Here is a 25,278-nt window from a genome sequence, read left to right on the forward strand (position 1 = left end):
CGCAGCGACGCGGATCAGCGCGGGGCGGCCCGGCAGGAGCAGGGGGCTGAGACCCCCTCAACCACGAGCGGTCGCCCGGGAAGCGGTCCGCAGCGACGAACGTTGGGCAGGGGCCCGGGGCGGTCCGCAGCCCCGCGTAGGTGCTCGGGGAGCGGTTCACCACCACGCGCAGGCGTCCTGGAAGCCGTCCGCGGCGCCGCAGGCACATGCGCCGAGCCCCCTCGGCTAGGACGGCGATCTGGTCGAGAGGGCTCTGTGGTGGTGCTTGTGGAGTTGTAGAGGGGTGGCGTGGTGTCACGCCTTGACCGAGGTGACGAAGGCACTCCACGCCTCGGCGGGGAAGGCCAGCTTGGGGCCCTCGGGGATCTTGGTGTCGCCGAGTTCGAGTGCTTCCTCCTCGGTCGACCTCACCATCAGGCACGCCCCGTTGGCGTTGGTGTAGGTGGAGGTCGTCCACGTGTCCAGGGTGCCCAGACGAATTGCCATATCCGCTCCGTAGCAAGATGCGCAGTGTTCGGATTACGCCAACCTTTACTGATCGTTGGCGTGATCGACGCTACTCGCCGACTTCCTCTTTCGGAGCAGCCGTTCACTCTTCTGGTGGCATATTCCAGAGGAGTCTTCCAGTGGAGCCTGCCCGGGGTGTACTATTCGGCCCGCCCTGTCGGGAAGCGGCTCAACGGGCGTACTCCCGGGCGTAGTCCTTCGCGAGATCCTCGATCAACTGACGCGACTGGTCGACGTTGAGCGCCTGGGCCCTCAAGTGCTCGTACATCACGGTGTACTTCTGCACGTCGTGCGCCTTCTCCAGGTACAGGTCGCTGGTGACACCCTCGATGTAGACCACGCTGGAGTCGGCCGCGTCCGAGAACTCCAGGATCGAGTACTGGCCGCTCAGCCCCGGGTGCGCGCCCACGTCGAACGGCAGCACCTGCACGGTGATGTGGGGGTGCTGGGACATCTCCACCAGGTACTCCAGCTGTTCCCGCATGATCTGCCGGCTGCCCACGACCCGGCGCAGACACGCCTCGTCCAGGACGACCCACAGCCGCAGCGGATCGCGCTCCGCGGAGACCCGGCTCTGCCGCCGCAGCCGCACCTCGACCCGCTTGTCGTTCTCCGTCTCCGTCGCCTCCGGCGCGCCGCCGCGCACGATGGCCTCGGCGTACGGCCGGGTCTGCAACAGGCCGGTGATGATCTGGGGTTCGTACACCCGCAGCGACTCCGCGTCGGTCTCCAGACCGATGTAGACGCTGTACGGGATGTCCCCGAACGCGTGCCACCAGCCCTGCTGGCGCGAGTCCTTGGCCATCTGCATCAGGGAGTCGACGATCCGCTGGTCCTCGACCTCGTACACCCCGCACAGGTCGCGGACGTCGCGCTGGCTGATGCTGCGCCGGCCGTTCTCGAGGCGGCTGATCTTCGACTGCGACACCAGCAACCGCTCGGCCACCTCCTCGGCCGTCATGCCCTTGAGCTCACGGAGCCTGCGGAGCTCCTGGCCCAGCCGGCGCCGCCTGACGGTGGGATTGACATTGGACGCCACGGGACGTGCACCTCCGGCTGCGGGCCTCGTTCTTGACTTTGCGTATCTGCTGTTGAGCAGACTGCCACCAAGGTGCTTATTACCGCTGGGAAACGGCGTATATGCGCCGCGCTTACGACAGTTGGGAACGGCCTGGTACGGCCTGGTGGGCGACCGGGCCCGGACATGCGGCCGCGCGGGGCGGCGGAACCGTCCGACGCCCGGTGTACGGACGTACGTACGGCCCCGTCGCCCCGCGCGGACCTGCGGCTCCCGAACCGGTCTCATGGGGACTGACGGTGCGGCGCTGCGGCGGTGCGGGTGGTACGGGTCGTGCGGGTGGTACGGGTCGTGCCGGTGGTGCTGTTCCGGTGCCGTGGGACTGCGGCTCAGTGGGCCACGGCGCGCGCCATGGGTCCTCGGCGCGGTTGCATCGGAACACCACGAGCGGGTTCCGGCGCGGGCCTGGCCCCGGGTGCGGCCTGCCGGCCGGCCGGTGCCGGGTTACGGCGTGGCTGTGCTCCCACGCCGTTCTGGACGTCCATCACGGCGTGCGCGACGAGACCGCCCATGGGGTCGTGCCTGATCAGATCCCGCAGCCGGGAGCGGGACGAACGTCCCTCGTTGCCCGGATACAGGTGCTTGCCGAGGCCGACCGCGTGTGCCAGGGCGGCGAGCGCGGCGGTCCGCGGGTCCGGCGGTACGCCGGTGCGGATCGCCGAGTCCAGTCGGGCCTTGATCTCCCGGCTGATCTCGTTGTCCGTCGCCTGGTAGCGAGTCGTCGGCAGCACTCCGCACATCTGACCCGCCACGGCATGCACCATGCCGCACCGCTCCAGATGCGAGAGGTAGGTCTGGCGGAGCCCGAGACGCGGCCCGCCGATCCAGTTCACTGCCCGCACGGGAGCGCCACGCCTTCGCAGCAACTCCAACGCGCAGTCCAAAGTCGGATCTCCAGTCGGCCGTGGTACCACCACGGCGATACGATCCCCGTCTGGGGCTATCCGTCCGGCCAGCGCCAGCTCCACTAGCTGTGCTCCGGCCAGACCGAGGTCGAGCGACTGCGGCTGTGCGGTGGTACCCGTGGTCGGGTCCAACGCCAGCAGCAGAAGCTCCTCCGGAATAGTTCTGCGGCTCCTGCCCATCCATGCCTCCCCGCGTGGATGTACGACAGGGTGACCCCTCTCACATTGGTCTGTCGAGGGTGCGTGACCTGTTTGTAGTGGAACCGGTAGGTATGTCGTTCTCGTCTACCGGCTTGGGCAGGGCCACACACAGGACACTGGTACATGGTTCGGACAGCGTGGTGTGGCGGCTGCCCGGGCGGCGAATCAACGGTTCGGCAGACGCACGGTGACGGATACCGATCACGTGCGGCAGATGGAGGAGGCATCGGTGGCGGGCGAGTCCCCCGACAGGTCGAAGCAGCGCGAGTCGTCGGGAGAACCGACGCCGGGGAGCGCGAGTCCGGTTCCCGAGGCGAGGAGTTCCTCACCCGACCCCAGGCTCGCGGTGGCCCGGGAGTCCGTCTCCCTCGGCGGCATCGACACCGCCACGAGGATCTTCTCGGTACGGGATCTGCCGAAGGCCTCCGAGAAGGCCGACGAGAGCCCCGCAGAGCCGGAAACGGCGTCTCCGGCCCCCGGGCCCACGGACGAGGCCCCCGAGGCGCCGGAGACGCCGCCTGAGGCCGCGGACACCGCGCCGGACGCCGAGGAGGCCTCCGGGGACGGCGACGAGCGCCTCCGGGACGCGGTGGCGAAGTGGGTGACGAAGGCCGACGGCCGCACCGAGCCCGAAACGAAGGCCGACGCACCGGAACCGGAGCCCGAGCCGTCCGACGCCGGAGCGAAGAGCGACGCACCGGAACCGGAAGCGGAGCCTGAGACGGCCGACACCGAAGCGAAGAGCGACTCGCCGGAACCGGAGGCCGAGACGCCCGTAGCGGACGAGGAGCACGCCCCCGACTCCGCCGGGCCCGACTCCCCAGGGGCGCGGGGAACTGCGCGACCAGCACCCGCCGGCGACCAGACGGACGACGACGACCAGACCCCCGACACCGAAGCCGACACGGCCGCAGCCGACGAAGAGCACGATCTCGACTCCGACGAGACCGACACCCCAGGGGCGCGGGGAACTGCGCGACCAGCCCCCGCCGGCGACCAGACGGACGACGACGACCAGACCCCCGACACCGAAGCCGAGGACGACGCCGACGCCAAGGACGACGCCGACGCCGACTCCAAGGACGACGCCGCGACGGACGACGAAGAGCCGCCCGTCGATCAGCCCACCGCCGTCTTCAAGGCCCCCCGGCCCCCCGTCGACCAGCCCACCACCATGCTCAAGCTCGGGAAGCCGGCCCCTGAGAACAAGCCGGAGCCCAAGCCGGAGGCAGAGGCCGAGCGGACCAGCAAGTTCGTCGCGCTGAAGCCCCTCGACGAACCCCGGCCGAAGCCCGAGGTGACCGCCGCCGTCCCCCAGGTCGGCCCCGAGCGCACCACCCAGCAGCCGCTGCCGCCGAAGCCCCCGCTGGACCTCCTGGCCGAGCTGACCAACACCCCGCCGCCCCCGCCCAGCCCCCTCCGCACCTTCGCCCGCCGCGTCAAGATCTGGACGCCCCTCGTCCTGCTCCTGCTCGTCGCGTTTGCGATCGCGCAGTCCATGCGTCCCCTCCCGAGCCCCACGCTCGCCCTCACCGCCGAGGACTCGTACACCTTCGACGGCGGCAAGGTCTCCCTCCCGTGGCCCACCCAGGGCCAGGGCTGGATGGACGTCAACGGCATCGGCACGATGGGCGACTTCGGCAAGCAGACCCCCGTCGCGATCGGTTCCGTGGCCAAGGCCATGACCGCCTACATCGTGCTGAAGGACCACCCCCTCAAGTCCGGCGAGGAAGGCGCGAAGATCACCGTCGACGCGCTCGCCGAGAAGGAGGGCGGCTACAACAAGCAGGGTGAATCCACCCTCAACACCGTGAAGCAGGGCGACGTCCTCACCGAGCGCCAGGCCATCGCGGCGATCATGATCCCCTCGGCGAACAACATCGCCCGTCTGCTCGCCCGCTGGGACGCCGGTTCCGAGGCCGCGTTCATCAAGAAGATGAACGCCACCGCCAAGGAACTCGGCATGAAGAACACCACGTACACCGACGCCTCGGGCCTGAAGGAGACCACCGTCTCCAGCGCCGAGGACCAGGTGAAGCTCGGGAACGAACTGGTGAGGATCCCGGCCCTGATGGAGATCACCTCCATGGGACAGTGGATCGATCCGTCCGGACAGAAGTGGTACAACTACAACTATCTGGTCCCCTACACCGGCATCGGCATCAAGACGGGCACCACCAGCGCCGCCGGCGGCAACCTCCTCTTCGCGGCACGCAAGAAGGTCGACGGCGAGACCGTCACCGTCGTCGGCGCGATCCTCGGCCAGCACAAGGCGCCGATCATCAAGACCGTCAACGACGTCAGCAAGGTGGCGCTGCTCGCCGCGGAGGACGAGCTGAAGTCCGCGAAGATCCTCAAGAAGGGCGACGTCGTCGGGTACGTCGACGACGGGCTCGGCGGGCACACCCCGGTCGTGCTGACCAAGGACGTCACCGCCGTCGGCTGGTCCGGGTACAAGGTGAAGCTGTCCTTCGCCGCCGACGACGTACCGCACACCGCGAAGGCCGGCACCAAGGTCGGCACCCTCACCGTCGGTGACGGCGAGGGCGGCGCGGTCAAGGTCCCGGTCACCCTTCAGAAGGATCTGACCGAACCCGGCTTCACCGACAAGCTGACCCGCGTCAGCTGACCCGGAAACGGGCCGGACGCACCCTCTCGGCCCGTCGGCCGGACCCCGCCGGGGTTCCGGTCGGCGGGCCGCGTGCTAGCGTCACGAAACGGGGCGGGTCGCCGCTGGGACGCGGCCGGGAAATGAAGACGGGACACCACGGGGAGTGCCTTCAGGTGGCCACTGCGGAGCCGACACGCGCCGACGAGACCGACCCGGGCCCGGGTACCGGCCCGCGAATACACGTACCCGCGGAGCCCGGCACCGGCCGGCCGCCCGGGGACGACGGGGCGGGCCGCGCCAAGGCCGCCGTCCACGCGCTGCGCGAGCGGCTGCTGCGCCACCCGGTCCTCTCCGTCACCGCGCTCTCGGGCATCCTCCACATCGTCTGGTTCTTCACGTTCGCGAACAGCGGTGGCGATCTCGCGGCGCAGGACGCCTGGGCCGAGTTCGTCGGCCGGCACCCTGACTCCGCGTACAACCTGGCCTGGTACGGCGGCATGCACCCGGTGTCGTACAGCATCGTCTCGCCGTACCTGATGTCGGTCCTCGGCGTCCGTACGACGATGATGCTGGCCGGGACCGTCTCGGCCGGGCTGCTCACCCTGATCCTCATCCGCAGCCGCTCGGTGCGGAACCCGCTGTGGGCCTCCCTCGCGGGCGTCTACGCGTTCCTGTGCAACGCGGCCTCGGGCCGGGTGACCTTCGGCCTCGGCACCGTCTTCGCGCTCGGCGCGGTCGCCGTCGTCTTCTGCTGGCCGCACCGCTGGCGCCACAAACGCGGGGCCAAGGCCGCCTGCGCGGCCACGCTCGCCGCCCTCGCGACCATGGCCTCCCCGGTCGCCGGGCTGTTCGTGGGCCTGGTGGCGGTGGCCCTGTTCCTCCAGAAACGGCGGCCCGGCGCGTGGGCGCTGGGCATCGCGCCCACCGTGGTGGTCGCCCTGTCGGCCTGGCTCTTCCCGTTCTCCGGTACCCAGCCGATGAAGATCGCCTCGGTGCTGCTGCCCCTCGCCTACGGTGTGCTCGTCTACCTCCTCGTGCCCCGCGAGTGGACGACGGTCCGGATCACGGCCGGGGTCTACAGCCTCTCGGTCGTCCTGGTCTGGCTGGTGAGCTCCCAGATCGGCTCCAACATCTCGCGCCTGTCGATGCTGTTCGCGGGGGTCGCCCTGGCGGCGGCGCTGCCGTTCACCGTGCAACGCAGCCGTAAGTGGTACGCCGTCGTCGTCGCCTTCGCCGGCTTCACCGTCTGGATCGGCTTCAAGTCGGTGGACGACGTCGTCCATACGACCCCCACCGCGTCCTGGGCCCGTGAGCTGGCCCCGCTCGTCAACGAGCTCCAGGAGGTCGGCGCCGAGAAGGGCCGCGTCGAGGTCGTACCGGCCGCCTCCCACCGCGAGGCGTCCGCGCTCGCGCCGTACGTCAACCTCGCCCGGGGCTGGAACCGGCAGGCCGACATGGAGCGCAACCCGCTCTTCTACGACGACACCCTGAACTCCGCGAACTACCACGAGTGGCTCCAGCGGTGGGCCGTGCACTTCGTGGTCGTGCCGAAGGACGAGCCCGACGGGAGCGGGGGCGAGCGGGAGCGGGAGCTGGTCCAGCGTGGGATGCCGTATCTGAAGCAGATCTGGGGCGATGCGAACTGGCAGCTGTTCCGGGTCACCGACCCGGCGCCGCTGGCCTCCCCGAACACGGTGGTCGAACGGGCGGCGCAGGGTGAGATGACCATGCGGGTGCGCAAGGCCGGGCCGATTCTCATCCGGATCCCCTACTCACCCTGGCTGTCGATCGTCGACGCGGACGGCAAGAAGGTGGAGCCGCCGCAGGAGACGGAGTCCTCCAAGGAGTCGGACGCCTCGCCGAAGGTCTTCGAGAACGTCAACGGGTGTCTGATGGAGACGCCGGAGGATGCGGACGGGGACAAGTGGACGATGTTGCTGGCGCCGCGGGCGGGGACGTATCGGTTGGCGGCGCCGTACACCGTCCCGCGCGGGACGCCTTGTCCGGATGAGTTGAAGTAGTCGTGCGGCTGCGGGTGTGTGGGGGCTGGTCGCGCAGTTCCCCGCGCCCCTGGGTCAGCGAAGCTGATCCACGTATTTGTCTGTGCCCGGAACTGTCGGAATGAAGGGCGCCAGCAGCTCGCGGCGGGCCGTCGTCGGGTCTTCCAGGTCGGTGAAATACGGGTTCCAGCACTCCCTCGGGTCCGTCTCCAGGAACCACAGGAGCGTCACTCGGGTGTCGACTCCCTCCACCTGCTTCACGTACGTCATGCGGTCGCCCGGCAGGGGGGTCGGGCGGAAGACGGTCACCATCGCCGCCGGGGAGCCCGCCAGTCGCTTCGGCAGGTGGCGGGAGAGGAGCCACTCCAGCAACTCCGGCCGCTGCTCCGGGGATTCGGCGTCGATGACCTCCAGCACCAGGCCCGCGTAGGGGTGGTCCAGGGCGTGGAAGTCCCTCGGGCCCGCCGCGCCGTCGCGGTAGACCGTGGCCTCGTGGTCCTGGAACGCCGTGAAGACGTGGGTGCGGTCGCGGTAGACGCGGGCGTCCCGGTTGAGGCGCTTGTTGATGGCGACCGTCCAGCGCATGTGGTCGTCGTAGCGGCCGTCGGTGACCCAGTACGTGGAGAGGTAGCAGCCGGCCGTGACCGGCTGGGCCACCGCCGACTTCTCGGGCCCGCGCAGGAGCTGGAGGTCCCGGGTGGCGACCCAGCGGCGGCCCGCGAACATCCAGGGCATGGCCATCGCACCCGCGTAGAAGTGGTCGTCCTCGTACCAGCGGTTGTACGCGTACTCGTGGCCGGGATGCGGTTCGACCATGGTGATCAGGGCGTGGCCGGGGTGGACTCCGTAGGGGCCTAGGGCGGCCAGTTCGGCGTACGTCTCGCTGCGGGTCTCTTCTGACATGGGACCTTCCCTCCTCCAGCGCTCGCCCATACTCTGACGCCCCGTCAGATAATGCGCCAGAGCCAGGAGCGGGCGGGAACCAGGCAGGACCGGACAGGAATCAGGGAGGCCGTCGGTATGTCACTTCTCTCCGGGAAGACCGTCGTGGTGTCGGGAGTCGGGGCCGGGCTCGGTCACCAGGTCGCCGCGGCCGTCGTACGGGACGGCGGGAACGCGGTGCTGGGCGCCCGTACCGAGGCGAACCTCGCGAAGAGCGCCGCCGAGATCGATCCGGACGGGACGCACACGGCGTACCGCTCGACGGACATCACCGACGAGGGGCAGTGCGTGGCGCTGGCCGAGTTGGCGGTGGAGCGGTTCGGGCGGCTGGACGCGGTGGTTCATGTGGCCGCGTGGGACAGCTACTTCGGGGGCCTTGAGGACGCGGACTTCGCGACCTGGCAGTCGGTCATCGACGTGAACCTGCTGGGGTCGCTGCGGATGACCAGGGCGTGCCTGCCGGGACTGCGGGCGGCGGGCGGGGGGTCCGTGGTGTTCGTCGGGACGCAGTCGGCCGTGGCCGCCCCCTCGCAGGTGAGGCAGGCCGCGTACGCGGCGTCCAAGGGGGCGCTGACCAGCGCGATGTACTCGCTGGCGCGGGAGCTCGGGCCGGACCGGATCCGGGTCAACACCGTGCTGCCGGGCTGGATGTGGGGGCCGCCGGTGCAGGCCTACGTGCAGTTCACGGCGCACACGGAGAAGGTGCCGGAGGCGGATGTGCTGGCGCGGCTGACCGAGCGGATGGCGCTGCCCGATCTCGCGACCGACGGGGACGTGGCGGACGCGACGGTGTTCCTGGCCTCGGACCGGGCGCGGGCGATCACCGGACAGTCGCTGCTGGTCAACGCCGGGGAGCTGATGCGGTGAGTTCAAGTAGGTGAACACAGGCCATCATCACGAATATTTTTACCTCCCTTTGACTCGACGTCAGCTTGTCGTGTCCACGCGGCGGCGCCCACGATGAGCGCTGGCTGATCCCTGGGAGGGCGCATATGAACGGTCTCGACTGGGCCGTGCTCATCGGCTATTTCGGTGTGATGGTGGCGATCGGCGTCTGGTCCCACAAACGCGTGGACGACGTCAGCGACTTCTTCACGGCAGGGGGCAAGATGCCGTGGTGGCTGTCCGGCATCTCGCACCACATGTCGGGCTACAGCGCGGTGATGTTCACCGGGTACGCGGGCATCGCCTACACCTACGGCGTCACCTCGTTCGTCACCTGGTCCTTCCCCATCGCACTCGGCATCGCCATCGGCTCGAAGCTGTTCGCGCCGCGGATCAACCGGCTGCGCTCACGGCTCCATGTGGCCTCCCCGCTCGAATACCTCAAGAACCGCTACGACCTGAAGACCCAGCAGGCGCTCGCCTGGTCGGGCATGCTGCTGAAGATCGTGGACGTGGGCGCCAAGTGGGCGGCCATCGCGACCCTGTTGTCCGTCTTCACCGGCATCTCCCTCAACCAGGGCATCCTCATCACCGGCGCCATCACGGCCGTCTACTGCACGATCGGCGGTCTGTGGGCCGACGCGCTCACCGAGTTGGGCCAGTTCGTCATCCAACTCCTGGCCGGCGTCGCGATGTTCGTGGCCGTCGTCCTCAAACTCAACGACAAGGGCATCGGCTTCTTCGGCGCCTGGGACGAGCCGGAGCTCCAGGGCCACGGGGAGCCGCTGGTCGGGCCGTACGGCACGGTCTTCCTGCTCGCCTTCCTCTTCATCAAGCTCTTCGAGTACAACGGCGGCATGCTCAACCAGGCCCAGCGCTACATGGCCACGGCCAACGCGCACCAGGCCGAACGCTCGGCGCGGCTGTCCGCGATCCTGTGGCTGGTGTGGCCGGTCGTCCTGTTCTTCCCCATGTGGATGTCCCCGCTGCTGGTCCAGTCGCAGAAGCCGGACGGCTCCGACTCCTACGGCCTGATGACCGAACAGCTGCTCCCGCACGGTCTGCTGGGCCTGGTCATCGTCGGTTTCTTCTCGCACACGATGGCCATGTGCTCCTCCGACGCCAACGCCATCGCGGCCGTCTTCACCCGGGACTGCGCGCCGGTGGTGTGGCGCCGGGCGCGCAGCTGGAGCCAGGGGCAGGGGCTGCGGGTCGCCCGTGTCACCACCGTGGTCTTCCTCGGCCTGTCGATGGCGGCGGCCACCCAGGTCAACTCCCCCGCCTTCAAGGACATCATCACGGTGGTCATCAAGTGGGTCGCCGGTCTGATGGGCCCGATGGCCATCCCGATGATGCTCGGCCTGCTCCGCCCCTTCCGCCGCTCGGGACCGACGGCCGCGCTCACCAGCTGGTCGATGGGCCTGCTCGCCTTCTGGCTGGTCAACTACCCGATCAACTGGAACGTCGACGGCGGCGTCCCGCTCCAGTACCAGGTCTCCATCCCGCTGGCCGTCTCCCTGGTGCTCTACGTCCTGGTCGGCTTCATCAAGCCCGAGGACACCCCGGAACGACTGGCGATCATCGAGAAGATCAACACGGACGGGGACGGGGCGGCGGCCGCGGCGATCCCGGCTCCGGCGGGCGGGGTGGACGACGTGATCGGCGCGAGGGCGAAGGACTAGCGTCCCGAGGCCGGCGCTTCAGCCTCTCGGATAGCGGGCCAGCCACCCCGGGGACGCCCCGGACGGGCCGTGCAGGGTCGGCCCCTGGGTCATCTCCATCGCGAAGTCGTCGGCCAGCTCCAGCATCGTGGGACGGCCCTCCAGTTCGGCCAGCCAGGCCGGCGGGAGGGCCGTCTCGCCGTGCAGGGCGCCGAGCAGGCCACCGGTGAGGGCACCGGCCGCGGCGGAAGGACCGTCGTGGTTGACGGACAGGCACAGACCGTGCCGTACGTCCTCCCCGACCAGCGCGCAGTACACGGCCGCCGACAGCAGCCCGTCCGCCGACCCGTCGGCGGCCAGCTCCTCCACCCGGGCCGGAGTGGGCATCCCCTGCCGTACGGCACCCAGCGCATGCTGGAGCGCGTCGGACACGGGCTCGTGCCCGGGCCGCGCGGCCAGCAGCGCGAGCGCCCGCTGCACCGCCCCGTCCAGGCTCTCGCCGAGGGCGAGCGCGTGCACGATCACCGCGTACGCGCCCGCCGACAGATAGGCGACCGGGTGGCCGTGGGTCTGCGCCGCGCACTCCACCGCCAGCTGTACGACGAGCTGCGGCTCCCATCCGACGAGCAGCCCGAAGGGCGCGGACCGGGCGGTGGCCTCGGGCCCGAGTTCGCCCGGGTTCTTCGGGGACTCCAGCGTCCCCATGGTGTCGTCGCCGAACCCGATGAGCAGGGACCGGGTCGGGTCGCGGCGGGCGTACAGCCACTCCTCCCGGGCCAGCCAGCCGTCGTCCTTGCGCCGCTCGTCGGGCCCCCAGTCCCGTTGGGTGGCCGCCCAGCGCAGATACGCCCGGTGCAGATCCGTGGGCGGATGCCAGGCCCCGGTGTCCCGGCGCACCTGGGCGCGTATCAGCCCGTCCACGGTGAAGAGGCTGAGCTGGGTCAGATGCGTGACGGCACCGCGCCGGCCGTACCCGACCCCGAGGTCCACGAGCCCCTCGGCACCGTACGTCTCGCGGATCTCGTCCAGCCCCAGCGCGTCGACGGGAGCGCCCAGCGCGTCACCGACGGCCGCCCCGAGAACCGTGCCGCGCACCCGGCTGCGAAAGTCCTGCTGCTCGGCACGCCCCCAGACGACGGCCCCGGCTGTCGCACCCACCAAGACCTCCCCGTGGCAACCGTCCGTATGTACGACGCCCTGCACTGTAATCGACGGGGGGTGCGGGGTTGAGAGGGGCGAGCGCGTATGCGCGACTATGACCGAAAGGCGCGCGGCACGGCCACGCCGCCCTCACCGGTAGTCGGAGGCATGGGGCCGCCCACTCGGCGAAGGGCAAGTGGAGTACGAGATCACCGAACCGGGCCGCTGCCCGGCGCCGTTGTTCGCGACACTCGGGAGCTCGAGAAGGGGACGGGACCGGACCGTTCCTGAGGGGCCTACGCGTCGGTGTCCTGGGCGTGGCGCGTCCGAATCGCGTCCCGGGCGTCGGTCACCGCCGCCTGGCGTGGGCCGAGGTGGGTGCGGTCCGCGTCGGGGCCGGCCAGGAGTTCGGCGAGGACTTCGACCATCGGAGCCAGGTCGTCCCATTCCGGGTCCAGGGCGAGGAGTTCGGACAGTCCCCGGTCGGCCGCATCCCATTCGGCCAGCGCGCAGCCCAGCACGAAGTGGCCCTGGGCGCGCGTCGTCGGCCCCATGTCGAGGGCCCCGTCCACGAGTCGGGACAGCTCGCGCCAGACCGGCGCGGCGGCACCGGAACCCTCGGAGCGGTGGACGGTCATGGCCAGCTGGAAGGTGCCGACCAGCGGGTCCCTCGCGCGCAGACCCTCGGCGAGAGCGCGGGCCTCGGCCCACCGGCCGTGGTGACGGTGGAGCTCCGCGCGTACGTCGTCGAGGTCCGCGTCGGTGATCGCTGCCAGCCGCTCCCCAGCCTCCTCCCACCGCCCGCACCACAACAGCAGTTCGATCGCGGCACCCCGCTCCCAGGTCATCTCGGGATCCAGCGCGACACAGCGGTCCAGGTCAGCCAGGGCCTGTTCGGTGCGGCCGACCGCCAGACACACCCGGCCACGGCGGCCGTGGGCCCACGCGTACTCCGGGTCGGCGGTCACGGCCCGGTCCAGGTGCCGCAGGGCCTCGGCGTAGGACTTGCGGACGTGCTGGATCACGCCGAGGCCGGCCAGGGCGACCTGGTCGTCCGGATTACGGGACAGGACCGTACGGAACAGGGCCGACGCCTCGTCGTGGCGACCCTCCACCCGGTACGCCGTAGCCAGTTCGTTCCGGATCCAGTCGACCTCCGGTTCCGCCGCCACGGCCCGGCGCAGGTCCTCGATGACGCCGTCCCGGTCGTTCAGCCCGCGCTTGACCCGGGATCTCATCACCAACGCCCAGGCGTAGTCGGGGACCAGCGCAAGAGCCCGGTCGAAGTCGGCCAACGCCTGGTCGTTGCGGTGGAGTTCGCCCAGCGCCTGCCCGCGGCTCGCCAGGGCCGACGCATAGCCCGGCTCCAGCTCGACCGCGCGCGCCAACTCCGCCACGGCCTCCTCGTACCGCCCGTCCATCCGGTACGCGTCCCCGCGTTCCGAGGCGATCCAGGCCCGGTCGGGCGCGAGCGCTGCCGCCCGGTCGAGGTCGGCGAAGGCCCTGTCCAGGTCACCGCGCGTACGGTGCAGCCGGGCCCTGCGCACCAGCGCCCACAGGTACTCGGGATCGATGCTCAGCGCGCGGTCGAAGTCGGTGAGGGACTCGTCGAGCCTGCCCAGACCGTGCCGGGATGCCGCCCGCCCGGCCAGGGCGACGTCGTCGGTGGGGTCGAGCGCGAGGGCACGGGTGTAGTCGGCGTCCGCTTCCTCGAAACGGGACGCGAGGCGGTAGGTCTCGGCCCGCTCGGCGAGGATCCACCCCGCGTCGGGGGCCAGTTCCACGGCCCGGTCGAGGGCGGCCAGGGCCGCCGGGTAGTCGTCCAGCAACTGGTGGGTCAGGCCCCGGCCGTAGTGGGCCAGGGGCTGCAACGGATCCAGTTCGACCGCGCGGTCGTACTCCTGGAGGGCCTGCCCGTACTCCTGGCGTCGGCGCAGTTCCCGGCCGCGCAGCGCGTGTGCCTCAGCCCGGCCGGCCGGGTCGAGGCCAGGACGGGTCAGGAGCAGGTCCAGCGCCGTGCTGAGGCCGGTGTCCTCGTCGGTGAGCGCCGCGCCCAACGACCGCCCCCACTCCCGCAGCACGGTGTGGTCCGTCGCGTCCCCCGCCTCCTCCAGCATCCGTGCCCAGCGTCGGGCGACGACCTCGTCCTCGCGGCCGGCCACGACGAAGCCGCGCAGCGCCTCGGCGAGGGCCGCGGGCGGGCGGGCGCACAGCAGGTGGTACACCTCCTCCAGGCGCAGCTCCCACCACTCCTCATCCGCCCACAACTCCTCGGCGGAGCGACCGAATTCGGCGTCCTCGCGCCACTCGGCGTACGCCTGCGCGAGCCGCCGGTGCCGGGTCGTCCAGTCGGTGCGGGAGCGGAGCCGCTCCAGCCGCAGCATCTGCGCGCGTACGACGTCGTGGTACTGGAGCCGCTCGGCGCGCGGCCCGACGAAAGGCAGGGACGTCAACCACGCGTACAGCGCGTCGAGTTCGTCCTCCGGGGCGGCGACGAGCAGCCGGAAGACGTCCGCGTCCAGCCGTCTCGGCAGCGCGCAGGCCCTGGCGACCTTGCGGCGGGCCTCGGGCTCCGGCTTCAGGAAGCGTTCCACTGCCGTCGCACTCGGATCGATCACGTTGTCCGGGCCGTCGGGCCGCTTGGCCGCGAGCGTCGACACGAGGACCGGGAGGCCGCCCGTCAGGCGCAGCACCTCCTCGACGACCGGCTCCGCCACGACGCCCCGCGCAGCGAGCAGCCGACGCGCCTCGGCTTCGGTGAACGGGGCGAGTGGCACCTCCGCCACCGCGTCCAGGCCGGCCCAGCGGGAGGCGTCCAGGGGGCGCTGCCCCGCGGTGACCACGACGAACCCGGCCGGCAGCCGGCCGTGCTCCCGGGGCTTGGTGAGGACGTCGTGGAGCCACGGGTCGAGGAAGGGGCCGGTCCGCTCGTAGGTGTCGAAGAACAGGACGATGCACGGCACGTCGGCGGCGGCCGCTCGCAGTTCGTCGAGCAGCACCGGGGTGAGGGCCCGCTCCGGGGCGAGGACCAGATCGACGTCGTCGGGGTTGCGGAAGCGGGCACCGAGCCCGGCCCGCAGCCGGTCGGCCCCCTGGGCGAGCCGGTCGGCGGGAAGGGCCCGGGTGACGAGACCTGCTCCGGGAAGTGCGGTCTCCAGAGCGCCCAGGCCGAGGTCCACCGCCATCCTGCTTCCGGCCGAAGGCGAAGCCGTCTCCTGTGCGGGCTCCGGCGCGAGCGCGGCGAGGGTTGCGGCCTCCGCCTCGCGCCGCCGGTCCCGCCAGGTCGCGAGGCGCCGCTCCAGATCCTTGAACCGCCTTCGCTGATCGGCGAATTCACGGCACAGCGCCTCCATCGCCTCCGGCACGCTGCCGACCCCGTCGTCGACGTAGGCCGTCAAGGCACCGCGTTCACGGGCGAGATGGGCCAGCTCCTCGACCAGGGAGGTCTTTCCGATGCCCGCGCTGCCGTGCACATGGAAGCGGAAGCGATACCGGGGATCGGCCGGAGAGATGTCGAAGTTCCGCAGGAACACGGCCCTTTCGGCCTCGCGGCCCACGAATCCGGCCCGTGTGCGGCGCAGAATCAGCTCCTGCGCCGACGGCTCCGCCTGCGCCATACGTCCGTCCCCTCGTCGCGGCCTCTCCGCTTCTCATTCTGGCCCAAGCGATCTGGAACACACCGCCCCGCAGGGGGGAAGATGACCTTCATGGCATCGACACCCCCACACACCCCCCGCACCGCACTCCACCTCTCCGCCGCCCTCCTCACCGCGAGCGTCGCGCTGTACATAGCGCTCGTCTCGTTCGGGAACATCACGGACTTCGGGACGAATCAGGCGTTCGTGCAGCATGTTCTCGCGATGGACACGACGTTCAAGGACGACGATCTGATGTGGAGAGCCATCACCAGCAAGGGACTTCAGAACACCGCGTATGTCGCGATCATCGTCTGGGAGACGCTCGCCGCGCTCGTGCTGATCTACGGCACCTATCTGTGGGTGCGCCGGGACGACCGGGCCGCCCGGCGGTTCTCCACCTACGGGCTGCTCATGCTCATGGTGCTGTTCGGCGCCGGGTTCATCGCGATCGGCGGCGAGTGGTTCTCCATGTGGCAGTCGGACACCTGGAACGGCCTCGACGCGGCCCTGCGGGTCTTCGTGTTCAGCGGGATCACGCTGCTGGTGGTCAACCTGCCCGACCGCAGCGCTAGTTGACGACGACGACCTTCGTCCCCGTCTCGCCGAACGTCCACAGGGCCGAGCCGTCCGCCGTCTTCATGCGGATGCCGCCGGTCTGGACGCCGCCCGCAGGCGGGGGCGAGGAGCCGTCCACCGCGTTGGAGAAGGCGACGTTGACGCCGTTCACCGCGGTGAAGTAGACGATGTGCTCGATCCGCACGCCGTCCGAACCCGTCCTCGGCTCCCCCCTGCGCAGCGAGACGGAGTAGGTGCCGGGGGCCGGGTCGACGGTCCCCGGCCACACCGCGAACGAGCGCCGGGCCGCGTCGCTCGCGTCGACCAGCCACACCCGCTTCTCGCCCAGCGAGTAGACGATCCGGCGGCCGGTGCCGGAGGCGTCCGGGACCGCGGTCGCGGTCGGCTCGGGCCGCGCGGACGGGCTCGGGGAAGCCGACACACTCGGCCTGCTGGTGAGGGCCACGCTCGGCTTGGTTCCCTTGTCGGCCTGTACGGCAAGGACGACGACAGCGGCGACCGCCCCCACGGTCAGACCCGTCACCCAGACCTTCGGGGCTGGCACGGCACGCATCTCCTCGGCTAAGGATCCCCGTCGAACGGGGGTCGGATCATCGTACCGGCCCCCGACCGACTCCCTTTCTCAGTCCAGTACCGGCAGGAGTTCCGGCAGGTGGCCGTCGGAGGCCTGGGCCGCCTTCTGCCGCTCCTCGGACACCTGGCCGTAGAGGGTGGTGCGGGGGCGTGCGGGGCGTCCGGCTGCGTCCGCGACCGCGATCAGGTCCTTGACCGACTTGTACGAGCCGTACGACGAGCCCGCCATCCGGGAGATCGTCTCCTCCATCAGGGTGCCGCCGAGGTCGTTGGCGCCGGAGCGGAGCATCTCGGCGGCGCCTTCGGTGCCGAGTTTGACCCAGCTGGTCTGGATGTTGGGGATGTGGGGGTGCAGGAGCAGGCGGGCCATCGCGGTGACGGCCCGGTTGTCGCGCATCGTGGGACCGGGGCGGGCGATCCCGGCCAGGTACACGGGGGCGTTGGTGTGGATGAAGGGGAGGGTGACGAACTCGGTGAAGCCGCCGGTGCGTTGCTGGAGGGCGGCCAGGGTCCGCAGGTGGCCCAGCCAGTGGCGGGGCTGGTCGACATGGCCGTACATCATCGTCGAGGAGGAGCGGATACCGACCTGGTGCGCGGTCTCGATCACCTCGATCCAGGTCGCGGTGGGGAGTTTGCCCTTGGTGAGGATCCAGCGGACCTCGTCGTCGAGGATCTCGGCGGCGGTGCCGGGTATCGAGTCCAGGCCGGCCTCCTTCGCCGCGGTCAGCCACTCGCGGATGGACAGGCCGGTGCGGGTGGCGCCGTTGACGACCTCCATCGGGGAGAAGGCGTGCACATGCATGCCGGGGACGCGTTCCTTGACCGCCTTGGCGATGTCGAAGTAGGCGGTGCCGGGCAGGTCCGGGTGGATGCCGCCCTGCATGCACACCTCCACCGCGCCCACCTCCCAGGCCTGCTGGGCGCGGTCGGCGACCTGTTCCAGGGAGAGGGTGTAGGCGTCGGCGTCCGTGCGGCGCTGCGCGAAGGCGCAGAAACGGCAGCCGGTGTAGCAGACGTTGGTGAAGTTGATGTTCCGGGTGACGATGTACGTGACGTCGTCCCCGACCACCGACTTGCGCACGTCGTCCGCGATCCGGGTGAGCGCGTCGAGGGCGGGGCCGTCCGCATGCAGCAACGCCAGTGCCTCGGCGTCGGTGAGCTTGGTGGGGTCGTCGGCGGCGGTCCGCAGCGCGTCCCGGACATCCGTGTCGATGCGCTCGGGGACCATGCCGGGGGCGGCGGCCTCACGCAGGGCGCCCCAGTCGCCGTAGACCTCGTCGAAGTCGTCGCGGCGGTCCGAGGTGCGGCCCTCGGTGTCGATCGTGGCGTGCAGGTCCGTGCGACCGGAGGGGACGAAGACCTCCTCCGGCTCCTGCCACGGCAGCCCTTGCGGGAGGGCGTCGGGGCGGGCGAGGCCGGTGGCGGGGTCGGCGAGGGCCGCCACGTGCGGACGCAGCCTCGGATCCAGCCACGGCTCGCCGCGCTGCACGAACTCCGGGTAGACGCAGAGGCGTTCGCGCAGCTCGAACCCGGCGGCGCGGGAGCGCTCGGTGAGTTCCTCGATCTGCGGCCAGGGGCGTTCGGGGTTCACGTGGTCGATGGTGAGCGGGCTGACGCCGCCCCAGTCGTCGATGCCCGCCGCGAGCAACCGCTCGTACTCGCCCTCGACCAGGTTCGGCGGGGCCTGGATGTTGGCCGCCGGGCCCATGATCAGGCGGGCGACGGCGACCGCGGCGACGAGTTCGTCCAGCTCCGCGTCCGGCATGCCGCGCATCGCGGTGTCCGGCTTGGCACGGAAGTTCTGGATGATCAGCTCCTGGATGGAGTGGTACGAACGCGCCGTGCGCCGGAGCGCGAACAGGGACTCGGCACGCTCCTCGTAGTTCTCCCCGATCCCGATGAGGATGCCGGAGGTGAAGGGGACGGAGGAACGGCCCGCGTCCTCCAGGACCCGCAGCCGCACAGCGGGTTCCTTGTCCGGGGAGCCGTAGTGCGGGCCGCCCGGCTCGGACCACAGGCGGGTCGCGGTCGTCTCCAGCATCATGCCCATGGACGGGGCGACCGGCTTGAGGCGCTGGAAGTCCGTCCAGGACAGCACGCCGGGGTTGAGGTGAGGCAGGAGTCCGGTCTCTTCGAGGATGCGGATGGAGATGGCCCGGACGTAGGCGATGGTGTCGTCGTAGCCGTGCGCGTCCAGCCACTCACGCGCTTCCGGCCAGCGGTCCTCGGGCTTGTCGCCCAGGGTGATCAGGGCTTCCTTGCAGCCCAGCGCGGCGCCCTTGCGGGCGATGTCCAGGACCTCGTCGGGGGACATGAACATGCCGTGGCCGGCCCGGCGGAGCTTGCCGGGCACGGTCACGAAGGTGCAGTAGTGGCACTTGTCCCGGCACAGCCGGGTCAGCGGGATGAAGACGCTCTTCGAGTAGGTGATGACACCGGGGCGGCCGGCCTGTTCGAGTCCGGCGTCCCGGACCCGGGCCGCGGACGCCGTCAGGTCGGTGAGGGCCTCGCCGCGTGCTTGCAGCAGGACCGCCGCTTCGCTCACGTCGAGGGCGACGCCGTCCCGGGCCCGTTTGAGGGCGCGACGCATGGAGTTCTCGGTGGGGCCGGTTCCGCTGGGGCGGTCGGTGGGGCCGGTTCCGGAGGTCGCGGAGGTCGTCATCCTTCGAGCATACGAGCGGTGTGATCAGGGCAGAGGGGCTGCCTTGAGGTGGGTGACGTCACACCTGACCACCGTCACCGCCGACATACCGGGCATACTCGTCCAGCGCCTTCAGGACCTCCCCCTCGCCCGCCGGGGGCAGCTGCACCACGACCTCCTCGATGCCGAGGTCGGCGTAGTGGGCGAGCTTGCCCGGGTTCGGGAAGACGGCGTACGGGACGACCTGGAGGGCGTTCGGGTCGCGGCCCGCGTCCGTCCAGGCGGCGCGCAGCACGGGCAGGGACTCGGAGAGGCCGCGTCCGCCGATGGGCAGCCAGCCGTCGGCGTACTCGACGATGTGGGAGAACAGCTTGGGCCCGGCGGCGCCGCCCACGAGGGTCCTGCGCTGAACCGGCTTGGGGAAGGCGTGGCTGGCCCGGACGCTCCCGAACCGGCCTTCGTAGGCGGTCGGTTCATCTGCCCACAGGGCCTGCATGAGCGCCATCCGGTCGCGGACGAGTTCCCTGCGCGTGCTCCACTCGACGCCGTGGTCGTCGGCTTCCTCGACGTTCCAGCCGAAGCCGAGGCCGAGGGTGAAGCGGCCGCCGCTGAGGTGGTCCAGGGTCGCGATCTGCTTGGCGAGGTCGATCGGGTCGTGCTGGGCGACGAGCGTGATGCCGGTGCCGAGGCCGAGCGACTCGGTGACGGCGGCGGCCTGGCCGAGCGCGACGAAGGGGTCGAGGGTACGGCCGTACTCGCGCGGGAGTTCGCCGCCCGCGGGGTACGGGGTGACCCGCTCGACGGGGATGTGGGTGTGCTCGGGCAGGTAGAGCCCGGCGAAGCCCCGCGCCTCCAGCTCACGCGCGAGCCGGGTCGGGGTGATGGTCTCGTCGGTGAGGAAGATGGTCACGGAGATTCGCATGATGCATCTCTACCGGGCTGGGGCGGGGATGTCCATACCGACTGGTCGGCATCACGGGGAGGCGAGCGGGCCGCAGGCCGTCTGGCGGTGCTGTCGGGCCGTCTGTCGGTGCTGTAGGTGCGCTGTCGGAGCTGTAGGTGCGGTGTCGGTGGTTTGTCGACGGGGCCCCGGAACCTTGCTGGAGACGGCCGACCGGAGTCACCGGGCGGCCCATTCCGAAGGAGCCACCATGACGACCGGCAACGCCTTGAACAGCCCTGTCACGATCATCGGCGCCGGACTCGGCGGCCTCACGCTCGCCCGCGTCCTGCACGTCAACGGCATCGCGTCCACCGTCTACGAGGCGGAGGCCTCGCCGACGGCGCGGTCGCAGGGCGGGATGCTCGACATACACGACTACAACGGCCGGCTCGCCCTGGAAGCGGCCGGGCTGCTGGACGGGTTCCGCGGGCTCGTGCTGGAGGGCCGCGAGGCGGCACGGCTGGTCGCCCCGGACGGGACCGTCCTGTTCGACCAGCCCGACGACGGCACCGGTGGCCGGCCCGAGGTGCAGCGCGGTGAGCTGCGGCAGCTGCTGCTGGACTCGCTGCCGGCGGGCACGGTCCGCTGGGGCCGCAAGGTCAGCGGTACGCGGGCGCTCGGCGGGGGCCGCCACGAGGTGAGCTTCGCGGACGGCTCCGCGATCGTCACCGACCTCCTGGTCGGAGCGGACGGCGCCTGGTCCCGGGTCCGGCCGCTGCTCTCGGCCGCGGTGCCCGCGTACACCGGCATGTCCTGCGTCGAGGTCTATCTGCACGACTCCGACACCCGGCACCCGGCCAGCGCGAAGGTGGTCGGAGGCGGGGCGCTGTACGCGCTCGCGCCGGGCAAGGGTTTCGTGACGCACCGGGAGCGGGGCGGCAACCTGCACACCTACGTGATGCTCGCCCGGCCGCGGGAGTGGTTCGCGGACATCGACTTCACCGACTCCGCGGCGGCTGTCGCGAGGATCGCCGCGGAGTTCGACGGGTGGGCACCGGAACTCACCGCGTTGATCACCGACGCGGACACCGGTCCGGTACTGCGTCCCCTCGCCGCCCTGCCCACCGAGCACCGGTGGGAGCGGGTACCGGGAGTCACCCTGATCGGCGACGCCGCGCACGTCGCCGCCCCGAACGGCGAGGGCGCCAACCTCGCGATGCTCGACGCCGCCGAACTCGCCCGGTCCCTCGCGGCCCACCCCGACGACGTCGAGGCCGCCCTCACCGCGTACGAAGAGCCCATGTTCCCCCGCAGCACCGAAACGGCCGCCGAGGGCACGGAACTCTTCGCCCTCATGTTCGGCGAGGACACACCTCGGGGGCTGATCGAGATGTTCACGGGCCAGGACCGGAACGCCTAGCCCAACTCCCCCTTCCCCGCGCGTCAAGGCCCGGCGTACGGCTCGCAGGCCACGCCGTCACCGTCCCTGTCGAGATGCGGCGCGTATCCGGGGTCACCGCGGTGGAGCGGGGCAGCGCCGGCGGCCCGGGCCTCGTCACAGTTCTCGTAGTACACGTCGGGCGCTGGGGCCGTCGTCTTCGGTTCGGGGGCCTCGGCCGTCCTGGCCGGTTCGGGTGCCTCGGCTGTCTTCGTGACGGTCTTCGTGGGAGGGGGTTGAGGAGGGGTGGAGGGGGCGACGGTCACGGTCTCGGTTGCCGTGACGGTCGGACTTTTGACGGGGTGCGTCGGGAGGGGGACCGAGGTGTCGGCCGCCGGGGTCTCGGAGGACGCGGGTGCGTCGGGTTCGCCGTCGGACGGGGCGACTGCGCTGAGGACGCCCCCGAGAAGCAGAAAGCCGGCGAGTAACCCCAGGACCACGGTCAGGATGCGGCCCAGCAGGCCCAGAGATGCCCACTTCCGTCGCATGCGCCACACGGGGCCACGTCGTCTGCCGTTGCCGGTCATCGCAACGTCCTGTGCTCGATCAGATCCGGTCTCCAGTTCAGCACCTGGGCAGGTGCACCGCATGTCGGAGCAGTTGGGGCCCGGCGTGCGCGCACAGCCTGACCGTCGCACGCTGAAGCCATGAACAGCCCGACCCCGTCGGGACCCCCTGACGAGCCACTGCACACCCAGGTCGACGACGCCACTCGGCCGGAACATCCTGCGCGTTCGCGCAGGGGCGTCCTGACCCATGCGGGCGCGGCCTTCGCCGGGATCACCATCGGCGTGCTGATCGGCGTCACGGCCGGCTCCGGCAGCGACACGGGGCAGTCCATCAACTACCTCTGTGGACCCGTCCCCCTTCTGGACACCGTGCAGTTGGACCAGTTCCACGGTCCGATGCTCATCGACGCCGAGGCCCATCTGGAGAAGTACCGGCGCCTGCTGGACGTCGTGGAGGGCATGGCTCTCAGCCCCGCCAAGTCCCGGGATCTGATCCAATCCATCGCCCAGAACCTGTGAAGGAGCCGAGATGATCACGGACAGCTGGCAGAAGTCGTCCTACTGCCAGGAAGGCGACGCCTGCGTCCACATATCCACAGGCCCCGACCACGTCCGCATCACCGACTCCGACGCCGCCCTCACCGTCGTCACCGTCAGCCGTGCCGCCTTCGACGGCCTGCTGAAGTCGCTCTGACCCGACCCCCGGCTCACCACGGACCGTGGTCGAGCAAGCCCAGGACCAGGATGGCCGTCGCCGTCGTCAGGAAGACGATGCCGCCCACGATGTTGCGGGAGCCCACCCGCAGGTGGGCGATGATCGCCCCGGTGAAGTAGAGGATCAGGCCGGTCGCTGCGAGGGTGCCCAGGAGGGGTACGGCGAGGCCGGTCAGCAGGCCCACCGTGCCCGCCGCCAGCAGCGTGCCCAGGACCGGGACGTACTTGCGGGGTATGCCCTTCATGTCGGCCTGGGTCTTTGGGTATTCGTGTCCGATCAGGTAGGTGACGGCCGCGGCGCCGTTGAAGACCGCGCCGAGGATCGTGACCGTGAGGTAGGCGGCGAACAACGAAGGTCCCCGTTCTGTAGACGTGAGGCGTGACAGTGCCGCCATCACGACGAACGGGGACCCGCAGATGTGACATCGTCCCGCAGGCGCTCAGTCCCGCGTCGACTTCAGGTCCGCCACCACCGCCGCGTGGTCCGACGGCCACACCCCCTCCACCGGCCCGTCCCCCGCGCGCCGGACGCCCAGGACGTGGCCCAGTTGCGAAGGCCCTGGCGGGCCCACGTGGATGTAGTCGATGCGAGCCCGCGGGGATGCACCGACGTACGGGTTCGCCGGGTCCCATGTCGCCGACGGGGCGCCCTGGTCCGCGTACTCCCAGGCGTCCAGGAACAGTTGGTCCGGTGCGGCCGGCGCCGTCTTGTAGCCTCCGAAGAGGCGGATCTCGTCCGAGTCGGGCCACGCGTTGAAGTCACCGGTGACGATCGGCGGGAAGCCGGTGCCCGAGCGGTGCGCGGCGACGAACTCCGCCAGCGCCGTGACCTGTTGGCAGCGGACCGCGGAGGCGGTGGGCGCCGAGGTGAGGTGGGTGGTGAAGAAGGGGATGTCGTACGACGGTCCCGCGAGCCGGGCGTGGAAGGCCAGGCGGCCGTCGTCGATCTCCTCGGGCGCGGGGAGGCGCAGGACCGCCTGGTCCAGGACCGGCCAGCGGCTCAGGACCGCGTTGCCGACCTCCACGCCCGGCTCGCCGATCCGCCGCTGCCAGCGCTCGGAGGCCGGTGAGGGCGCCCACGCCCAGTGCAGGCCCAGTTCACCGGCCAGCCATTCCGCGAGGTTCTCGGTGCCCGCCGACCACACCTCCTGGAGGCCCACCACGTCCGGCCGCAGCTCACGCAGCACCGCCAGGATCGCCTTCTGCCGCTGCTCCCACGGCCCGAAGCGCCACCACAGGTTCCAGGTCACCACGCGCATCGCCGACATCCCTTCGTCCGCCCGGCCCGCACCCTGAGATCATCGAGGGCGCCGGTCAGGATACGGAAGACGAGTGACGGGAACCTCAACGACCATGCCCCGCGACCCCGAACGCAGGTACCGCGCAGCCGTGGCCCTCCAGCGCCGGCTCAACCCGGTCATGCGACGACTGCCCCTCCAGACCGTCCTGGAGACCACCGGCCGCAGCTCGGGACTCCCCCGCCGGACCCCGGTGGGCGGCAGGCGGATCGGCGGCTCCTTCTGGCTGGTCTCCGAGTTCGGGGAGCGCTCGCAGTACGTCCGCAACATCAAGGCCGACCCGAGGGTCAGGGTGCGGATCCGCGGGCGCTGGCACCGGGGGACCGCGCATCTGATGCCGGACGACGACCCCGGCGTACGCCTGCGCTCGCTGCCCCTGATGAACAGCGCGGCCGTACGGGCCATAGGGGCGGGGCAGTTGACGGTGCGGGTGGATCTGGAGGCCTGAAAGCAAGGGTGGTGGCCCCGCTCCCGGGCAGAGTCACCATCCCGCCCCGGGCAAAGCCCACCACCCCGGTCACAGACCCGCGCCCCTCACTTCGCCGGCTTGTAGAAGGCGTACGTCGCCGAGTACGCCACGCTCACCTGGTCCGTGCCGGTGCAGGCGCCGGCCGGGGCCACGCCGCCCGCCGTGTTCAGGCGCTGTATGTAGGAGACGCCTCCGAAGACGCCCACGCCCCGGGTGGCGGTGGCCTGGAGGAGGAGCTCGGGGATGGTGCCGGTCTTCGGGGAGTTGGCGATCGCGGTGGCGTTCACCGCGCTGCCGTCCACCGTGGACACCCAGACGGGGCCACGGGAGTGCAGGGCGACCGCGCGGCCCCTGCGGTCGAACAGGGTGGCGGCCGGCTCCAGGAGCTTCCAGGCACCCTCGGTGCAGGTGTACGTCTGCACGCCCCGGGCGCCGAACACGGCGGTCAGCTTGTTGCCGTCGGGCACCTTGAGGGCCGCCGGGGCCTTCACGGGCTTCGGCGCGGGGTCCGAGGGGGTGGCGTAGCCGGTGGTCGCACCCAGCAGGGCGGCCGTGGCGGCGACACCCGCAGTGGTCAGGACGAAACGCTTGGTGAGCTTCAAGTCAGTT

General features: G+C 70.9%; 22 protein-coding genes. 9 read left to right on the forward strand and 13 right to left on the reverse strand.

Going from position 1 to position 25,278, the window contains the following annotated elements:
* Nucleotides 1–294: 294 nt before the first annotated feature.
* The 3 genes from IF54_RS0112605 to IF54_RS0112615 form a co-directional block, all read right to left on the reverse strand.
* Nucleotides 295–486, reverse strand: coding sequence for a DUF397 domain-containing protein (locus IF54_RS0112605; protein ID WP_030317661.1), 192 nt, complete (start codon nucleotides 484–486; stop codon nucleotides 295–297).
* 190 nt (nucleotides 487–676) lie between these two features.
* Nucleotides 677–1,546 carry a helix-turn-helix domain-containing protein gene (locus IF54_RS0112610; RefSeq protein ID WP_030317663.1) on the reverse strand — a complete coding sequence of 290 codons (870 nt, stop codon included), beginning with the start codon at nucleotides 1,544–1,546 and terminating at the stop codon, nucleotides 677–679.
* A 368-nt stretch (nucleotides 1,547–1,914) separates the two neighbouring features.
* Nucleotides 1,915–2,670, reverse strand: coding sequence for a GOLPH3/VPS74 family protein (locus IF54_RS0112615; protein ID WP_028809655.1), 756 nt, complete (start codon nucleotides 2,668–2,670; stop codon nucleotides 1,915–1,917).
* Between the two features lie 235 nt (nucleotides 2,671–2,905).
* On the opposite strand from IF54_RS0112615, the gene IF54_RS0112620 reads away from it, so the two are divergent.
* Together IF54_RS0112620 and IF54_RS0112625 are read left to right on the forward strand one after the other, a co-directional pair.
* Nucleotides 2,906–5,320: a D-alanyl-D-alanine carboxypeptidase gene (locus IF54_RS0112620; RefSeq protein WP_030317666.1), complete on the forward strand. Its 2,415-nt coding sequence runs from the start codon at nucleotides 2,906–2,908 to the stop codon at nucleotides 5,318–5,320.
* A 155-nt stretch (nucleotides 5,321–5,475) separates the two neighbouring features.
* Nucleotides 5,476–7,323, forward strand: coding sequence for a membrane protein (locus IF54_RS0112625; RefSeq protein WP_030317668.1), 1,848 nt, complete (start codon nucleotides 5,476–5,478; stop codon nucleotides 7,321–7,323).
* 54 nt (nucleotides 7,324–7,377) lie between these two features.
* Here IF54_RS0112625 and IF54_RS0112630 read toward each other — a convergent pair whose 3' ends face one another.
* Complete coding sequence (locus IF54_RS0112630; protein ID WP_030317671.1) at nucleotides 7,378–8,205, reverse strand: hypothetical protein; 828 nt, start codon at nucleotides 8,203–8,205, stop codon at nucleotides 7,378–7,380.
* Between the two features lie 117 nt (nucleotides 8,206–8,322).
* On the opposite strand from IF54_RS0112630, the gene IF54_RS0112635 reads away from it, so the two are divergent.
* Nucleotides 8,323–9,111 carry an SDR family oxidoreductase gene (locus IF54_RS0112635; RefSeq protein ID WP_030317673.1) on the forward strand — a complete coding sequence of 263 codons (789 nt, stop codon included), beginning with the start codon at nucleotides 8,323–8,325 and terminating at the stop codon, nucleotides 9,109–9,111.
* A 125-nt stretch (nucleotides 9,112–9,236) separates the two neighbouring features.
* Nucleotides 9,237–10,811 (forward strand): sodium:solute symporter family protein, encoded by a 1,575-nt coding sequence (locus tag IF54_RS0112640; RefSeq protein ID WP_030317676.1) that lies wholly within the window; start codon nucleotides 9,237–9,239, stop codon nucleotides 10,809–10,811.
* 18 nt (nucleotides 10,812–10,829) lie between these two features.
* Here the strand turns inward: IF54_RS0112640 and IF54_RS0112645 are convergent, their stop codons facing one another.
* Both IF54_RS0112645 and IF54_RS0112650 read right to left on the reverse strand, forming a co-directional pair.
* Nucleotides 10,830–11,948, reverse strand: coding sequence for an ADP-ribosylglycohydrolase family protein (locus IF54_RS0112645; protein ID WP_030317678.1), 1,119 nt, complete (start codon nucleotides 11,946–11,948; stop codon nucleotides 10,830–10,832).
* 278 nt (nucleotides 11,949–12,226) lie between these two features.
* Nucleotides 12,227–15,547, reverse strand: a complete 3,321-nt coding sequence (locus IF54_RS0112650) for an ATP-binding protein (protein ID WP_030317679.1) — start codon at nucleotides 15,545–15,547, stop codon at nucleotides 12,227–12,229.
* A gap of 90 nt (nucleotides 15,548–15,637) precedes the next feature.
* Between IF54_RS0112650 and IF54_RS0112655 the strand changes: the two genes are divergently transcribed.
* On the forward strand, nucleotides 15,638–16,144 hold the full coding sequence (locus tag IF54_RS0112655; protein WP_030317682.1) for a DUF2165 domain-containing protein: 507 nt from the start codon (nucleotides 15,638–15,640) through the stop codon (nucleotides 16,142–16,144).
* Here the strand turns inward: IF54_RS0112655 and IF54_RS0112660 are convergent.
* The 3 genes from IF54_RS0112660 to IF54_RS0112670 all read right to left on the reverse strand — a co-directional run bounded on the left by IF54_RS0112660 (nucleotide 16,137) and on the right by IF54_RS0112670 (nucleotide 20,280).
* Nucleotides 16,137–16,697: a L,D-transpeptidase gene (locus tag IF54_RS0112660; RefSeq protein WP_030317684.1), complete on the reverse strand. Its 561-nt coding sequence runs from the start codon at nucleotides 16,695–16,697 to the stop codon at nucleotides 16,137–16,139. The genes IF54_RS0112655 and IF54_RS0112660 overlap by 8 nt on opposite strands.
* Nucleotides 16,698–16,766: 69 nt before the next feature.
* Nucleotides 16,767–19,379 (reverse strand): bifunctional FO biosynthesis protein CofGH, encoded by a 2,613-nt coding sequence (locus IF54_RS0112665; protein WP_030317686.1) that lies wholly within the window; start codon nucleotides 19,377–19,379, stop codon nucleotides 16,767–16,769.
* A gap of 58 nt (nucleotides 19,380–19,437) precedes the next feature.
* Nucleotides 19,438–20,280, reverse strand: a complete 843-nt coding sequence (locus tag IF54_RS0112670; RefSeq protein WP_030317689.1) for an LLM class F420-dependent oxidoreductase — start codon at nucleotides 20,278–20,280, stop codon at nucleotides 19,438–19,440.
* A gap of 229 nt (nucleotides 20,281–20,509) precedes the next feature.
* Here IF54_RS0112670 and IF54_RS0112675 point away from each other — a divergent pair, with 229 nt between their 5' ends.
* A complete protein-coding gene (locus IF54_RS0112675) occupies nucleotides 20,510–21,661 on the forward strand; it encodes an FAD-dependent oxidoreductase (protein ID WP_030317691.1) in 1,152 nt (383 codons plus the stop codon).
* A 23-nt stretch (nucleotides 21,662–21,684) separates the two neighbouring features.
* Here the strand turns inward: IF54_RS0112675 and IF54_RS43330 are convergent, their stop codons facing one another.
* Nucleotides 21,685–22,167 carry an excalibur calcium-binding domain-containing protein gene (locus IF54_RS43330; protein WP_234438968.1) on the reverse strand — a complete coding sequence of 161 codons (483 nt, stop codon included), beginning with the start codon at nucleotides 22,165–22,167 and terminating at the stop codon, nucleotides 21,685–21,687.
* A gap of 159 nt (nucleotides 22,168–22,326) precedes the next feature.
* On the opposite strand from IF54_RS43330, the gene IF54_RS43335 reads away from it, so the two are divergent.
* On the forward strand, nucleotides 22,327–22,707 hold the full coding sequence (locus IF54_RS43335; protein WP_234438969.1) for a Scr1 family TA system antitoxin-like transcriptional regulator: 381 nt from the start codon (nucleotides 22,327–22,329) through the stop codon (nucleotides 22,705–22,707).
* A gap of 10 nt (nucleotides 22,708–22,717) precedes the next feature.
* Nucleotides 22,718–22,882 carry a DUF397 domain-containing protein gene (locus IF54_RS39570; RefSeq protein WP_078851950.1) on the forward strand — a complete coding sequence of 55 codons (165 nt, stop codon included), beginning with the start codon at nucleotides 22,718–22,720 and terminating at the stop codon, nucleotides 22,880–22,882.
* Between the two features lie 13 nt (nucleotides 22,883–22,895).
* On the opposite strand, the gene IF54_RS0112695 is transcribed toward IF54_RS39570, so the two are convergent.
* Both IF54_RS0112695 and IF54_RS0112700 read right to left on the reverse strand, forming a co-directional pair.
* Nucleotides 22,896–23,252 (reverse strand): DoxX family protein, encoded by a 357-nt coding sequence (locus IF54_RS0112695; protein WP_030317703.1) that lies wholly within the window; start codon nucleotides 23,250–23,252, stop codon nucleotides 22,896–22,898.
* Nucleotides 23,253–23,342: 90 nt separating this feature from the next.
* Entirely contained in the window at nucleotides 23,343–24,161 is an 819-nt protein-coding gene (locus IF54_RS0112700; protein WP_030317710.1) for an endonuclease/exonuclease/phosphatase family protein, read from the reverse strand.
* Nucleotides 24,162–24,255: 94 nt separating this feature from the next.
* Here IF54_RS0112700 and IF54_RS0112705 point away from each other — a divergent pair, with 94 nt between their 5' ends.
* The gene (locus tag IF54_RS0112705) at nucleotides 24,256–24,648 is read left to right on the forward strand and encodes a nitroreductase/quinone reductase family protein (protein ID WP_030317712.1); all 393 of its coding nucleotides are present in this window, start codon (nucleotides 24,256–24,258) and stop codon (nucleotides 24,646–24,648) included.
* 86 nt (nucleotides 24,649–24,734) lie between these two features.
* Here IF54_RS0112705 and IF54_RS0112710 read toward each other — a convergent pair whose 3' ends face one another.
* Nucleotides 24,735–25,271 carry a DUF3455 domain-containing protein gene (locus IF54_RS0112710; protein WP_030317714.1) on the reverse strand — a complete coding sequence of 179 codons (537 nt, stop codon included), beginning with the start codon at nucleotides 25,269–25,271 and terminating at the stop codon, nucleotides 24,735–24,737.
* Between the last annotated feature and the right edge of the window lie 7 nt (nucleotides 25,272–25,278).

Source organism: Streptomyces sp. NRRL B-3229, from assembly GCF_000719505.1.
Lineage (GTDB): Bacteria > Actinomycetota > Actinomycetes > Streptomycetales > Streptomycetaceae > Streptomyces > Streptomyces griseorubiginosus.